The following is a 13,500-nucleotide window of genomic DNA, read 5'->3' on the forward strand; positions in this document are numbered from 1 at the left end:
TGACTCATCGGGCCGGCGGTTTCCCGGTCGGCACGCCCTCCGGCTCAGAGATTCTCGGTCAAACGTCCGATAAATGCTGTTAAGAAGGCTTCGTCCGTCAGGTAGTCCACAAGGGGGCAGCCGAGCGCGCGGAGGTCGGACGTGGGGGGAACCGTGGCGGAGGGCACGCTGGCGGAGGTGATCCGGCAGCGGTTGGGGGACTGCAGTCCGGCGGAACGGAAAGTCGCGCGGGTGCTGCTCGCCGATTATCCGGCGGCGGGTTTCGAGACCGTGGCGCGGCTGGCCGCGCGGGCCGGGGTGAGCGGGCCGACCGTCGTGCGGTTCGCGACCCGGCTGGGATTCCAGGGTTTCCCGGATTTCCAGCGGGGTCTGCGCAGCGAGACGAGTGGCACCGACCCGGCTCCGGCGGAACGGGACACCCCGCTGCTGGGGCCGATCGACGCGGCCGCCGGTGCGATGCGCCGGACCGTCCAGGGGTTACCGCCCTACGACGTGGAAGAAGCGGTCGAGCTGCTGGCCGATCGGCGACGGCAGGTCTACGTGGCCGGGGGGTCGCTGCTCGCCGGGTACCTGTACCAGCTGCTGGCCACCGTGCGGCCGGGTGTGCACGTCGTCGGCCCGCTGTCGGCCACGACGATCGCCGACCTGACCGGACGCGACGTGCTGGTCGCGTTCGACCTGCCACCGTACGAGCCGGCCGTGACGGCGCTGGCCCGGCACGCGTCCAAGCAGCACGCGAAGGTCGTGCTGTTCACCGCGGCCGGGCTGTCACCGGCCGCGGCGCACGCCGAGGTGGTGTTACCGAGCGAGTCGGCGCCCCGGGCGCTGACCCCGGCCGTCGCGTTGCTGGAGGCGGTGGCCGGCCGGGTGCTGGAGCGTCTGGGCGGGGAGGGCGCGATCCGGCTGGCCCAGGCCGAGACGCTCGCCGCCGAGCTCGACGCTCCTTAGCGGCCGGCCAGTTCCTGGAGGTCGGCGTAGCGCCCGCCGGTCGACAGCAGGTCGGCGGGCGTGCCGTCCTCGACGATCACGCCGTTCTCCAGCACCAGCACCCGGTCGGCGATCTCCACCGTCGACAGCCGGTGCGCGATGATCACCGCGGTCCGGTCGGCCAGCAGCGTCTCCAGCGCCCGCTGCACCGCCCGCTCACTCGGGATGTCCAGCGACGACGTGGCCTCGTCGAGTATCAGCACGTCCGGGTCGGCCAGCACCGCGCGGGCGAACGCCACCAGCTGACGCTGCCCGGCCGACAGCCGGGACCCCCGTTGCCCCACCGGCGTGTCGTACCCCAGCGGCAGCGAGCGGATCATCGCGTCCGCACCGATGTGCGCGGCCGCCGCCTCCACCTCCGAACGGCTCGCTCCCGGGCGTCCGAAGGAGATGTTGTCGGCGACCGTGCCGCCGAACAGGAAGTTCTCCTGGGTGACGGTCACGATGCTCGCGCGCAGCGCGTCGTCGTCGAGCTCCCGGAGGTCGACGCCGTCCAACCGGACCGATCCTTCGGACGGGTCGTAGAACCGGCCCAGCAGCCGGACCACCGTCGTCTTGCCCGCGCCGGTCGCACCGAGCAGCGCGACGGTCTGACCGGCCGGGATCACCAGATCGAGCCCCGGCAGCACGGTCCGCCCGTCCCGATAGCCGAACCGGACCTCGCGCAGTTCCAGCCGCCGGCCGCGGCTCGACCGCTCCGGCAGCGGCGTCGGCGACGCGGGCGGAGCGACGTCGGGCTGCTCCTCCAGGACCCCGGAGATCTTCTCCAGCGCGGCCGTCGCCGACTGCAGGCTGTTGTAGAACACCGACAGCTGCGCCATCGGGTCGAAGAAGCGGCGGACGTAGAGCAGGATCGCGGCCAGCACCCCGACCTGCAGGTATCCGTGCACCGCCAGCCATCCGCCGGCCGCCAGCACCAGCGCGGTCGTCACGCTCGCGACCCCGTAGATCCCCGGCGCGAAGTACGCCATCAGCCGCATGACCCGCCGGTCGGCCGAAGCGAGGTCGGTGGCGAGTTCGTCGAAGATCTCGTCGTTCCGCGGCTCCCGCCGGAACGCTTGCACCGCTCGCACGCCGCCGAGCGTCTCGACGAAGTGGACGATGACCAGCGCGACGGTCTCCCGGGTGCGCCGGTACGCCGGGGCCGAGCGACGCCGGAACCACCCGATCAGCACCGCCAGCAGTGGGAACGAGAGCATCGTCAGCAGGCCCATCCGCCAGTCCAGGACGAGCAGGATCCCGCCGATCACGACGATGTTCAGCGTCTGCATGATCAGGTCGTCGAGCATTCCGTCGAGCATGTCGTTCATCGCGTCGACGTCCGAGGTCAGCCTCGAGATGACCCGGCCGGACGTGTAGCGCTCGTGGAACGCGGGCGAGAGCTTCTGCAGGTGCGCGAACGCGCGCCGGCGCAGGTCGAACAGGATTCCGTTCGTGACCCGCGCGGACAGCATCAGGTAGGTCCGGCGGGCCGCGTACTCGATCGCGGTGGCGCCGACCATGGCGCCGACCACCGCGAACAGCACGCCGCCGTCGTGATCGCGGACGAGCGGAGGCAGCCCGGCGTCGATCCCGACGCTGACCAGGTACGGACCGGCCAGACCGCTGAGGTTCTGCACGACCAGCAGCAGCGAGGCGATCACGATCCGTCTGCGGTGCGGCCGGACCAGGCTGCCCAGCAGCGCACGGCTGCGCTGCCGCAGGAGTACGCCCGCGGCGTCCGGGATCTCGTCGGCCTGCTCCGCCGCCACCCCGTGCCAGGCCGGGGTCTCGGTCACGGTTTCCGTACTCACGCGGACGCCTTGGCTGCGAGCACCTCGCGGTAGGCGGGCACCGTCTCGGTCAGTTCCTCGTGCGTGCCGACGGCGGCGATCGTGCCGTCGGCGATCAGCGCGACCCGGTCGGCGAGGGCCACGGTCGAGGGCCGGTGGACGACGAGCAGCGCGGTCGTGTCGGTGAGGACGCTCTTGAGCGCCTGCTCGACCAGGGACTCGGTATGGACGTCGAGCGCCGAGAGCGGGTCGTCGAGCACCAGCACCCGCGGCCGTCCGAGCACCGCGCGGGCCAGCGCGAGCCGCTGGCGCTGGCCGCCGGAGAGCGAGAGCCCCTTTTCGCCAATCCGGGTGTCCAGGCCCCAGGGCAGGTCGTAGGCGAAATCGGCCTGGGCGACCCGCAGCGCGGTGGTGACCTCGTCGTCGGACGCGTCCGGGCGGCCCAGCGTCAGGTTCTCCCGGACGCTGGCCGAGAACAGCGTCGGGTCTTCGAACGCCGAGCCGACGACCGTCCGCAGGGTCTCCAGCCGCAGGTCACGGATGTCGACGCCGTCCAGCGTGATCCGGCCCCGGGTGACCTCGTGGAGACGGTTGACCAGCAACGTCAGCGTCGTTTTGCCGGAGCCGCTGGCACCGACCAGCGCCATCGTCTCGCCCGGCCGGACGTCGAGGTCGACGTCGCGCAGGACGGGTTGCTTCTCGGTGGGGTAGCGGAAGCTGACGTGCTCGAAGCGGAGGTGGCCGTGGTTCGTGACGGTCTGCTGATCGCCGTCGACGATGGACGGTTTCGCGTCGAGGATCTCGTAGACGCGCTGGGCCGCGGTGGCAGCCTGCTGGGCCTCGCCGAGGAGCCAGCCGAGCGAGTCCAGGGGCCAGATCGCGAACAGCATCAGGCCGATGAACGCCACCAGCTGGCCGATCGTCAGCTCGCCGTTCGCGACCGCGTAGGCGCCGCCGAGGAGGATGACCGCCAGCATCAGCCCGGGGACCGTCTCGATCGCGGGCCAGAAGCGGGCGATGATGCGGCCCTGCGTCAGGCCGGTGTCGTAGACCGTACCGGCCGCCTTGCCGAACAGCCCGTTGACGTGGCGGTGCCGGCCGAACGCCCGGATCGTGCGGAAGCCGAGCACGGATTCCTCGACCAGGCTGGTGAGGTCACCGAGCTGGTCCTGCAGACGGCGGGAGATCGGCAGGAACGTGCGGCTCAGCCGGTACGTCATCCAGAGCACCGGGACGACACCGGCGGAGACCAGCAGGCCGAGCGGCCAGTAGATCGTGATCAGCAGGATCGAGACGCCGAGGTACGTCGAGGACTGCAGGACGATGAACACCGACCCGAACGCCAGGAAGCCGCCGACCGCGCGCAGATCGGTGGTCGCGCGGGAGAGCAGCTGGCCGCTCTGCCAGCTCTCGTGGAACGAGAGCGGGAGTCGCTGCAGGTGGGAGTAGAGGTCGGTTCGCAGCGACTTCTCGATGCCGACGGCGCCGGCCGCGTGCGCCAGCCGTCCGATGTGGTCGCAGGCGACGTTGGCGGCGCTGACGAGCAGCCCGAGCCCGGCGAGTGCGGCGATGCCGTCGGTGGTGCCGTGCCGGACCGGTCCGTCGATCAGACGTTGGGTGAGGAGCGGCCCGACGATCGCGAGTGCCTGCCCGAGCGCGGCGCAGAACATCATGAGCGAGAGTGGCCCGGCGTACGGTCGGGCGTACGAGCGGAGCCGGAACAGCGTCTTCAGGGCGCCAGGTTTCGCCATCCCCGCTTCGCGCCCCATACCTCGACGATAAGCGTCGTTACCGTCACAGCCCGCATGGTTTTAGCGTGGGGTCTTCGTGCCTGGTTCGGCGTGCTGCGCGGGCTGCGGCCCCGGGCCGCCATCCCGTCGGTGGGGACGGTGATGCGGAAAGGCCCGGAGCGCGGTGCGCTCCGGGCCTTCGCTTCTCGGGAGTATCAGCTGCAGTAGCTGTAGTCCCAGCAGTCGTTGTAGTGGCGACGCTTGTGGTGGCGACGACGGGGGCGGCAGTCGTAGTCGTACGAGTCGTTGCAGTTGTAGTCGTACTCGTAGCAGCCGCTCATGTCGTCCAGCCTCCGAAGATCGTTGTCGGGGTGTGTTCCCCGTGTGGGATCAGATTGCCGCTGATCGGGGAGGCTTTCGTTCGGCCCGGCGACGGCTACGACGTTCGTTTGCCAACACTCTCGTGGAGTCTGGATGCCCGGTGCCACCGCGGCCTTCTGCGCCTTGTGCGGCGCTGCTCGACTTGGACGACGGACCTGAGGCGCTCCCCCGGCCGCGCGCACTGGCCCTACCGCCCGCCTTGGATCGATCAGTACGCCGCCGCGGTGGGGCCCCGGTCGGTCCGGCGTTCTGGTGTCCGCGAGGTCGGTCGCGGCGCTTCGTGCGCTCGATCGCGGCCGGTGGTCTGGCCGCCGTGCGGCGTGGAGCGGTCTGCCCACCGTGCTGCCCGGCAACCCGGACGCAGGAACAGTGCGTCGAGGCCCACTCGGGCGGGGAGCAGTGCCGCCCCGCGGCGGCCACGGTTGTCTTGGACGGCCGCGACCCACGGTGGGCCGCGGCCGATCAACCGAAGCATCCCCAGGCCGAAAGCTCCGGCCACGACCCGCACGAGGAGCCGACCAGGGCCCTCGCCGCAGACCGGCCGGGGTTTCCGCCGCTGGCCGGCCAGCCTTTCCGCCGCAGGCCGGCCGTGGTTTCCGCCGTGGGTCGGCAAGAGCCTTCCGCCGTGGGCCAACCGGGGCTTTCCGCCGGGGCTTCCGTCGGGGCTTTCCGCCGTGGGCCGGGCCGGCCGCGGTCTTGTGGTGCAGGCGGCCGGTGGCCTTCCGTCGCAGGCGGCCTGGGGCTTTCTGGTGCAGGCGGGTCAGAGCTTGTCGCCGCAGATCGGTCGGGGTTTCCGCCATGGGCTGGCCGGGGCCTTCTGGCGCAGGCCGGTCGGGGTTTTCGGCCGTGGGCCGGGCCGGCCGGGGCTTTCTGGTGCAGGTCGGCCAGAGCTTTCCGCCGCAGGCCGGTCAGGGCCTGACGCCGCAGGCCCGACCCGCACGGGTTCCCCTTGAGGCAGGGCCCGCCGGGCCGTCGACGCCCTCGCTGACGCGATGGGCTGCAGGTCGCGGAATCGCACTCTCCGCGGCCGACCGCGGTGCCGCGCGCCGTCCACGCGGAGAAAACGCGAACTCCCCGCGACCGTCAGCCGCGTTTGACCGCCACCAGGCGGATGCGCCGATAGTCGGCCCACCACGAGCCGTTTCGCCACAGGGCGTCGCGGACCCGGTCTTCCAGCTCGACGACGAACTTCTCGTCGTCGGCGCCCTCGAGCAGGAACGCGCCGAACATCCGGACCCAGTTCGCCAGGCCCTCGGTGCCGTCCAGCACCGTCGGGCGGTCGAACAGCCAGGCCGACCGCACCTCGAGCCCCGCCCCTTCGACGACCGTCGCGTACTCGCCGACGGTCGGGTAGTACCAGGGCACCGGCACCCGGGGGAGCCCGAAGGCCTCGCGGACGTCCTGCGCGGCACCGATGATCGTCCCGACGTTGCCTGCCCCGCCGAACTCGGCCACGAACCGACCGCCCGGCCGCAGCGCCGCCGCGACCGACGCGACCACCCGCGACGGCTCCGGCACCCAGTGCAGCACCGCGTTCGAGAACACCGCGTCGTACCGCGCGCCGAGGGCCAGTTCCCGGGCGTCCGCCACCGAGAAGTACGGGTAGTCGGGGTACTTCTCCTCGGCGCGGGCGATCATCGACGGGCTCGCGTCGACGCCGTCGGCCACCACCCGGCGCGACCGCAGCAGCGCCACGTGATCACCCGTACCGCAGCCCAGATCCAGCACGCGCTCGCCCGGAAGCGCGGCCAGCAGTTCCAGCAGATCCTGCCCGTAAGAGGCGACGAAGCCGTGGTGGCGGTCGTACAGCGCGGCGTCCCAGGTCTGCGGTTCCATTCACCCGACCCTAGTGGCTCGTCCCATCAGTTAGGAAGCCCGTCTCACGTGGCGGACGACGACAGATGGGAGAGCGCTCGGCTGAGCAGCGCCGCGACCCCCGGCACCGAGATGATCACGCCGAGCACCGCCAGCACCGTGAACGCCGGCACCAGCACCGTCCGCTCCACGGTGCCGCCCGCCCGCACCGCGATCTTGTCGGGCATCCCGACCTCGTGCCAGCGCTTGCCGCGGATCGGCAACGGCCACAGCACCGGGCATCCGGCCTTCGTGATCATGTCGCCGAACGTGTGCACCACGCAGCCGATACCGACCGAGAGGCCGAGCAGTGGATACCCCCGGTCGGCCGGCAGCGTGTCGATCGCGACGTAGGCCGCGAGCGCCGAGAGGGCAGTGACGATCACCCACCCCGACGACTTCGCCGCGTCGGCCATTAGCCCGCGGATACCGAGCCCGAACAGCAGGAACAGCGCGATCGCGACGGCGGTGCGTCCGAAGTGCTCGGCCAGGTACCCGACACCGAAGCCCAGCGCCCCGGCGAACAGCCAGGTGTGGGTGAACGTGCGGTGGCCGTTACGCCGCTTCCCGTCCCGCTTCGATCTGGTCACCGTGTAGACGCCGAGCGAGACCTTCTCGACGCACTCGGCGAGGAAGAGCGACACGATGCCGAACGTCCGGGCCACCGTGGCCCCACCCTTGTTCGCGGTGACGCGGCCGGACGTGTCGAGGTCGGGGAGCAGCGCCGCCCCGGCACACGCGACCGTGTAGGTCGTCAGCTCGATCGGCGACTGCATGTAACCGCCGAGTTGGGCCGCCACCGCGGAGCCGACCAGCCAGGCGGCGGCTCCGGAGATGGCATGGGTGGGCCCCATGACCATGCGTGCTCACTCTCCACTGTGCACAACCAAAGTCCATTGGCGAAACCCGCACAGTGAAGCACGCACCGATAGCGAAACCGGACTACGACACTCCGGTGCCCAGCGTCGTCATTCCGACTGCGCCTCGTGGTCGAGCAACCAGCGCTTGGTCTGGACGCCCCACCGGAACCCGCCGAGCGTCCCGTCGGAGCGGAGCACCCGGTGGCACGGGACGAAGAGCGCGGCCGCGTTCCGGGCACACGCCATCGCCGCGGCCCGCACCGCGAGCGGACGCCCGGACAGCGTGGCGTACTCGGTGTAGGTCACCGGCTCGCCCGGCATGACGCCGCGCAATGCGTCCCAGGCAGCCAGCATGAACGGCCCGGACTCCTGGCGCACCGGCACGGAGTCGATCGCTGTGACGTCGCCCTCGTGATAGGCGGCGACGGCCTTCGTGACGTCGCCCAGTTCCTTGCGGTTCGTCAGTTCGGCCGGTCGCAGCCGCGGGTGGATCAGCCCGATCAGATCGTCGATCGAGCTCGTCCAGCCGCTCGCCAGGACCGTTCCGTCGGTCTCGATCGCAGTGAACGGACCGACCGGGGTGTCGATAGTGGAGTAGTAGGCGGACACGGTTACACGCCTTTCGTCGAGAGGGAGTTCCAGAGATGCAGGACGGCGTACGACCGCCACGGCCGCCAGCGCCGCGCCCATTCGTCGAGCGCCGGCTGGGCCTCGGGCAGCCCGAGCCGGGCGGCGGCCCGCCGCACGCCCAGGTCACTGGCGAGGAACACGTCGGGCGCACCGGTCACCCGCAGGGCGAGGTAACCCGCGGTCCACGGACCGATGCCGGGCAGCTCCTCGAGAGCAGCCACCGCCTCGGCCGGGTCGGTGCCCGCGTCGAGCACAAGATCACCCGATGCGAGCGCCCGGCAGAGCGCGACCAGCGACCGCGCCCGGCTCGCGGGCATCGGGAGCGCGGCCGGATCAAGCCCCGCGAGTGCCTCGGCGGTCGGGAACACTCGCGCGCCGTCGGGCTCCACCGGCTCGCCGTACGCGGCCGCCAGCCGACCGGCCACCGTGCGCGCGGCGGCCACCGAGACCTGCTGCCCGAGGACGGCCCGGATCGCCATCTCGGCCCCGTCGACCGCCCCGGGGACGCGCAGCCCCGGATGAGCGGCGACCAGCGGGCCCAGCACCGGATCGCCGCCCAGCGCGGTGTCGACGGCCACCGGGTCGGCGTCCAGATCGAGGAGGCGGCGGCAGCGCTGCACGGCGGTGCCGAGATCACGCAGGTCGGCCAGTACGAGCTCGGCCCGCACGTGGCCGATGGCCGGCGTGAGCGCGACCATCCCGACCCCGTGCGGCAGCCGCAGCGTGCGCCGGTAGGTCTCACCGTCGAGTTCCTCGACGCCCGGCACCGCACGGACGCCGAGGAACGACCAGAGCGCGGCCGCGTCGAACGGCCCGCGGTACGCCAGACGCAGGCTGATCACGCCCGGCCCACCCGGCGACTCGACGCGCCCCCGCTTCGCCCGCAGCTGCGTCGGCGTCGAGGCGAAGATCTCGCGGATCGTGTCGTTGAACTGCCGGATGCTGCTGAACCCGGCCGCGAACGCCACCTCGGCGAACGACAGCGCGGTGGTCTCGATCAGCGTGCGGGCGATCTGTGCCCGGCGGGCCCGGGCCAACGCCAGCGGGCCGACGCCGAGCTCGGCGATCAGCTGCCGGTTGAGGTGCCGGGCCGAGTAGCCGAGCCGCTCGGCCAGCCCCGTGACGCCGTCGCGTTCGACGACGCCGTCACTCACCAGCCGCATCGCGCGGCCGACCAGATCGGCCCGGAGGTTCCAGTCGGGAGAGCCGGGCGCCGCGTCGGGCAAGCAGCGGAGGCAGGCTCGGAAACCGGCCGCCTGGGCGGTGGCCGGGGTGGTGTAGAAGCGGACGTTGGCCCGCTTCGGCGTCATCGCCGGGCAGCTCGGACGGCAGTAGATGCCGGTGGACGTCACCGCCAGGATGAATTGCCCGTCGAACCGCGCGTCGCGGCTGCGCGCGACGCGGTAGCAGAAATCGGGGTCGAGTAGTGCGGTCACAACGACGATCCTGCCCTGCCGCACCCCACCCCGGCTGGCGGGAATCGGACCTGTGCATAACCGCCCTGCCACACTGTGCGCCATGACGCCGTTCCCGTTCCACAGCGATGGCCTGGCACTCGACGGCACCCTCCGGGTTCCGGACGGCACCCCACCGGAAGGCGCCTGGCCCGCGCTCGTGTTCACGGGCCCGCTCTCCGGCGTCAAGGAACAGGTCGTCGGCGGCTACGCCGAGCGCCTCACCGGCAAAGGGTTCGTCACCCTCACCTTCGACCACCGCAACTTCGGCGCCAGCGACGGCGAACCCCGCCAGCACGAGGACTCCGCGGGCAAGCTGGCCGACCTCCGCGACGCGGTCAGCGCGCTGGCGATCCACCCCGCCGTCGATCAGGCGCGAATCGGCGCCGTCGGCGTCTGTCTCGGCGGTGGCTACGCGCTCCGGTTCGCGGCGTTCGACCCGCGGGTCAAGGCCGTGGCCTGCATCGCCGGTGGTTACAACGACCCGGCCGCGATGCGGGCCGCGATGGGCGCCGACGCCTACCGCGCGCAGCTGGCCGGCTTCGCCGAATCCGCGCAGACGCAGTACAGCACCGGCCGGATCGAGTACCTCGCCGCGGTCTCCGACGACGAAGACGTGCCCGCCGTGATGGCAGGCGCCGAACCGTTCGCCTACTACGGCACCGAACGCTCAGCCAGCCCCGGCTGGGTCAACCGGCTCACGCGCCTCAGCGTCCGCGAGCTGATCACGGTCGACCTGGCCGTCGGCGCGGACTTCCTCGGCCCCACCCCGCTGCTGGTCGTCCACGGCACGACCGACGCGTTCTGCTCACCCGAGGGCGCCCGGACCGTCTTCGAACGTGCGAAGGGCCCGGCCGAGATCCTCTGGCTCGACACCACGAACCACATCGACCTTTACGACCGTCCCGAGTACGTCGATCCCGCGGTCACCCGCGCGGCGGAGTTCTTTTCCTCCCATTTGTGACCACGACCTGTGAATTTTGTCCGCCAGATAGCTGACAGCAATGTCTTGTCATCGGCGGCACAATAACGGGAGACGAAACGCTCACCCGGGAGGTGGTCCGAGGTCATGACACTTGCCAGCTCACGACCGGCCCAGCTCCCGGCTCCCCGGGTCACCCAGATCCTGACCCGTGCGGCCGACTGGGCGAAGGAACGACGTCGCCGCCGGTACGTCGCCGCGGTCAAGCGCCGCCTGCGCCGCTACGACCCGCCCGCCGACCCGCCGTCGCCGCGCTGACCCAGCAGTTTCGCGGCACCGGCCTTCGCGCGCACCACCCCGAGGTCGTACGCGAGGATCGTCGCCTGCACCCGGTCACGCACCCCCAGCTTCGCCAGCAGGGCATTGACGTGCGTCTTCACGGTTCCGACGCCGACTCCGAGATGCTCGGCCAGCTCCGCGTTCGACAGCCCGGACGCCAGCAGCCCGAACACCTCCCGCTCCCGCGCGGTCAGCTCCGCGAGCGCCCGCTCCGCGTCCGGGCCGGGCGGGGGACCGCCGGCCGCGAACGTCGCGATCAGCCGCCGCGTGATCGGCGGCGCCAGCATCGCCTCGCCGGTGGCGACCACCCTGATCGCGGCCAGCAACTCGTCGGGCTCGGCGTCTTTCAGCAGGTAGCCGGACGCGCCTGCCCGCAGGGCCTCGTACACGTACGCGTCCAGGTCGAACGTGGTCAGCACGACGACCGCCGGTGGATCGGCCCGCTCGGTCAGCAACTGCGTGGCGGTCAGCCCGTCCATGCCCGGCATCCGGATGTCCATCAGCACGACGTCCGGCATCAGCAGGCCGACCAGTTCCACCGCGGCCGCGCCGTCTCCGGCTTCGCCGACGACGGTCAGGTCGGGCTCCGCGTTCACGATCGCCGAGAAACCGGCGCGCAGCACCGGCTGATCCTCCACGACGACGACCCGGATCATGCGGACGCCGCCAGCGACGGCGCCGGAGGCTCCAGCGCGGTGAGCAGCTCACGCATCGCCGCCAACGCCGCCCGGGCCGCCGTCAGTACCGCCTCCGGATCGCCCTGCTCGGCCGCGGCCACGACCCGATCGGTCTGCTGCAACACCTGATCTCGCAGACCCGCCACCAGCCGCGCCCGCTCGGCCCTGGCTTCCGCCTCGGCCGCGGCCACCGCGGCCGTCACCGCACCGTCTTCCATCCGGACGATCTGGTCGCGCCGTAACCGCACGAGGAAGCCGACCGCCCACAGGAACAAGGCCGACAACCCGAAACAGGCCCCGAAGACCCCGAACATCAGCACGGAGAGGTACCAACTGGATTCCGTCTCCCACTGATAGACGGACGTGGCCACCGTGAAGACGGCCCCCAGCACCGCACCGGACGCCGGCACCACCAGCAGGCTCACCCACTTGCGCCGGGCGTCCGCGCCCACCGCATAGATCGCCACGGCGTCCGCACCGGCCGCGAACATCGCCACGTACTGCATTCGCTCCGACGGCGGCATCCATTCGCTGAGCAGCCAGGCCGGCCACAGCGCGGCGGTCGCGAACACCGCCGCCCACACCAACCAGGGCGCCCGGCGCCGGTACAGCAGGGGAAGCGAGTGCAACGGAACGACCAGCGCCAGCCAGAGCCAGGACCGGACGTCGAGCGGCGGCGACGGGTCGGGGAGAAGCGCGGCGCCGACCGGTAGCCCGAGAGCCAACGCCACCACCCCGACGTCGATCAGCCCGGCGCGCCGCCCCCCGGTGCTCCTGGCGGTGGTCAGCATCGTCGCCTCCACCCGCCAGTCGTCCGCGTCACCCGGACCGGCCGACAACGTTCCGCCGAGCAACTGCACCCGCCGCCGCAGGCCCGCCAGACCACGCCCCGACCCCAACCGGCCGGCCGACGAGACCCCCGAACCCTGGCCGTTCCGCACCACGACGCGCAGCTGGTCGGCGTCCAGAGAAAGACGGACACCGACCGTGGACCCGGGTGCGTAGCGCACCGTGTTGGTCAGCGCCTCGCGGACGATCGCGTGCGTGAGCTCAGCCACCGCCGGCGGGAGCGTCACCACCGGACCGAGATCGACAGTGACCCGCTGCCCCAGCCGGACGAACGCATCGGCCAGCTCGGCCAGCCGCAGGGCCAGCGGAATCTCCTCCGGCCCGGCCGCGTCCGAGAGCAACCGGCGCAGCTCGGCCTGGGCGTTGCGCCCGGTGTCGGCGGCGAACTGCAAACTCTCGGCCACCAGCTCCGGGCGCGCCACCCGGCCGGCCGCGTTCATCGTGACGACGATCGAGGTGAGGTGGTGCGCGCTGACGTCGTGCAGCTCGGCCGAGAGCCGATGACGCTCACCGTCCTGAGCCTCGGCGCGGGCGTTCTCGGCCCGGCGTAACGCCACGGCCGCGGCCTCCCGACCGTCCAGCCATTGCTTCCGCGCCACCCCACCGCCGGCTACCAGCACGTACACGAGCAACGTCAGCCCCGACTCGGCCGCGTACTCGGCGGTGAAGCCGTACTCGATCGCCCCGAACACCAGCTGCCAGACGCTCAGCACACCGAGCGCGGCCGGCCAAACGCTCCGCGGTGACCGCGCGACCACCGAGTACAGCGCGATCATGTCGGTGACCTGCAGCCATACCAGCGCGTCGTCCGGCGTCGACAGCACCCCGATCGAGATGCCGGCCATCGTGCAAGCCAGCGCGACCAGCGGACGTCGTCGCCGCCGGCCCAGCCCGGCCGTGACGAGGAGAATGGCGATCACGGCCAGGTATTCGGACGGCTGCGGAACGAGGTCGCGTGGCCAGTACAGCAACTGCGCAGCGGCCAGCGCCAACGGCAGCAACCAGTTCCGGACGGCGTTCATCGGCACAAAGACTAGAGGTTCCG

The 13,500-nt window shown here is 71.8% G+C and carries 12 protein-coding genes; 3 read left to right on the top strand and 9 right to left on the bottom strand.

Annotation, left to right across the window (positions count from 1 at the left end):
• Positions 1-141 precede the first annotated feature (141 nt).
• Positions 142-948: a MurR/RpiR family transcriptional regulator gene (locus ACIBZJ_RS21985; RefSeq protein ID WP_395932361.1), complete on the top strand. Its 807-nt coding sequence runs from the start codon at positions 142-144 to the stop codon at positions 946-948.
• Here ACIBZJ_RS21985 and ACIBZJ_RS21990 read toward each other — a convergent pair.
• The 7 genes from ACIBZJ_RS21990 to ACIBZJ_RS22020 form a co-directional block, all read right to left on the bottom strand.
• Positions 945-2,780, bottom strand: a complete 1,836-nt coding sequence (locus tag ACIBZJ_RS21990) for an ABC transporter ATP-binding protein (RefSeq protein ID WP_395932363.1) — start codon at positions 2,778-2,780, stop codon at positions 945-947. The two genes, ACIBZJ_RS21985 and ACIBZJ_RS21990, sit on opposite strands and share 4 nt — an antisense overlap.
• Positions 2,777-4,528 (bottom strand): ABC transporter ATP-binding protein, encoded by a 1,752-nt coding sequence (locus ACIBZJ_RS21995; protein ID WP_395932365.1) that lies wholly within the window; start codon positions 4,526-4,528, stop codon positions 2,777-2,779. The genes ACIBZJ_RS21990 and ACIBZJ_RS21995 overlap by 4 nt, the downstream gene beginning before the upstream one ends.
• 176 nt (positions 4,529-4,704) lie before the next feature.
• Positions 4,705-4,830 carry a hypothetical protein gene (locus ACIBZJ_RS22000; protein WP_395932367.1) on the bottom strand — a complete coding sequence of 42 codons (126 nt, stop codon included), beginning with the start codon at positions 4,828-4,830 and terminating at the stop codon, positions 4,705-4,707.
• 1,123 nt (positions 4,831-5,953) lie between these two features.
• The gene (locus ACIBZJ_RS22005) at positions 5,954-6,706 is read right to left on the bottom strand and encodes a class I SAM-dependent methyltransferase (protein ID WP_395932369.1); all 753 of its coding nucleotides are present in this window, start codon (positions 6,704-6,706) and stop codon (positions 5,954-5,956) included.
• A gap of 44 nt (positions 6,707-6,750) precedes the next feature.
• A complete protein-coding gene (locus tag ACIBZJ_RS22010) occupies positions 6,751-7,584 on the bottom strand; it encodes a metal-dependent hydrolase (RefSeq protein ID WP_395932371.1) in 834 nt (277 codons plus the stop codon).
• 108 nt (positions 7,585-7,692) lie between these two features.
• Positions 7,693-8,193 carry a methylated-DNA--[protein]-cysteine S-methyltransferase gene (locus tag ACIBZJ_RS22015; RefSeq protein ID WP_395932373.1) on the bottom strand — a complete coding sequence of 167 codons (501 nt, stop codon included), beginning with the start codon at positions 8,191-8,193 and terminating at the stop codon, positions 7,693-7,695.
• Between the two features lie 2 nt (positions 8,194-8,195).
• Positions 8,196-9,650 carry an AlkA N-terminal domain-containing protein gene (locus tag ACIBZJ_RS22020; RefSeq protein ID WP_395932375.1) on the bottom strand — a complete coding sequence of 485 codons (1,455 nt, stop codon included), beginning with the start codon at positions 9,648-9,650 and terminating at the stop codon, positions 8,196-8,198.
• An 82-nt stretch (positions 9,651-9,732) separates the two neighbouring features.
• Between ACIBZJ_RS22020 and ACIBZJ_RS22025 the strand changes: the two genes are divergently transcribed.
• On the top strand, positions 9,733-10,632 hold the full coding sequence (locus tag ACIBZJ_RS22025) for an alpha/beta hydrolase (RefSeq protein WP_395932377.1): 900 nt from the start codon (positions 9,733-9,735) through the stop codon (positions 10,630-10,632).
• A 105-nt stretch (positions 10,633-10,737) separates the two neighbouring features.
• Complete coding sequence (locus ACIBZJ_RS22030) at positions 10,738-10,908, top strand: hypothetical protein (protein WP_395932379.1); 171 nt, start codon at positions 10,738-10,740, stop codon at positions 10,906-10,908.
• Here ACIBZJ_RS22030 and ACIBZJ_RS22035 read toward each other — a convergent pair.
• Positions 10,872-11,585: a response regulator gene (locus tag ACIBZJ_RS22035; protein ID WP_395932381.1), complete on the bottom strand. Its 714-nt coding sequence runs from the start codon at positions 11,583-11,585 to the stop codon at positions 10,872-10,874. The two genes, ACIBZJ_RS22030 and ACIBZJ_RS22035, sit on opposite strands and share 37 nt — an antisense overlap.
• Entirely contained in the window at positions 11,582-13,477 is a 1,896-nt protein-coding gene (locus ACIBZJ_RS22040) for a sensor histidine kinase (RefSeq protein WP_395932383.1), read from the bottom strand. The genes ACIBZJ_RS22035 and ACIBZJ_RS22040 overlap by 4 nt, the downstream gene beginning before the upstream one ends.
• Positions 13,478-13,500: the final 23 nt, after the last annotated feature.

This window comes from Cryptosporangium sp. NPDC051539, from assembly GCF_044454545.1.
Lineage (GTDB): Bacteria > Actinomycetota > Actinomycetes > Mycobacteriales > Cryptosporangiaceae > Cryptosporangium.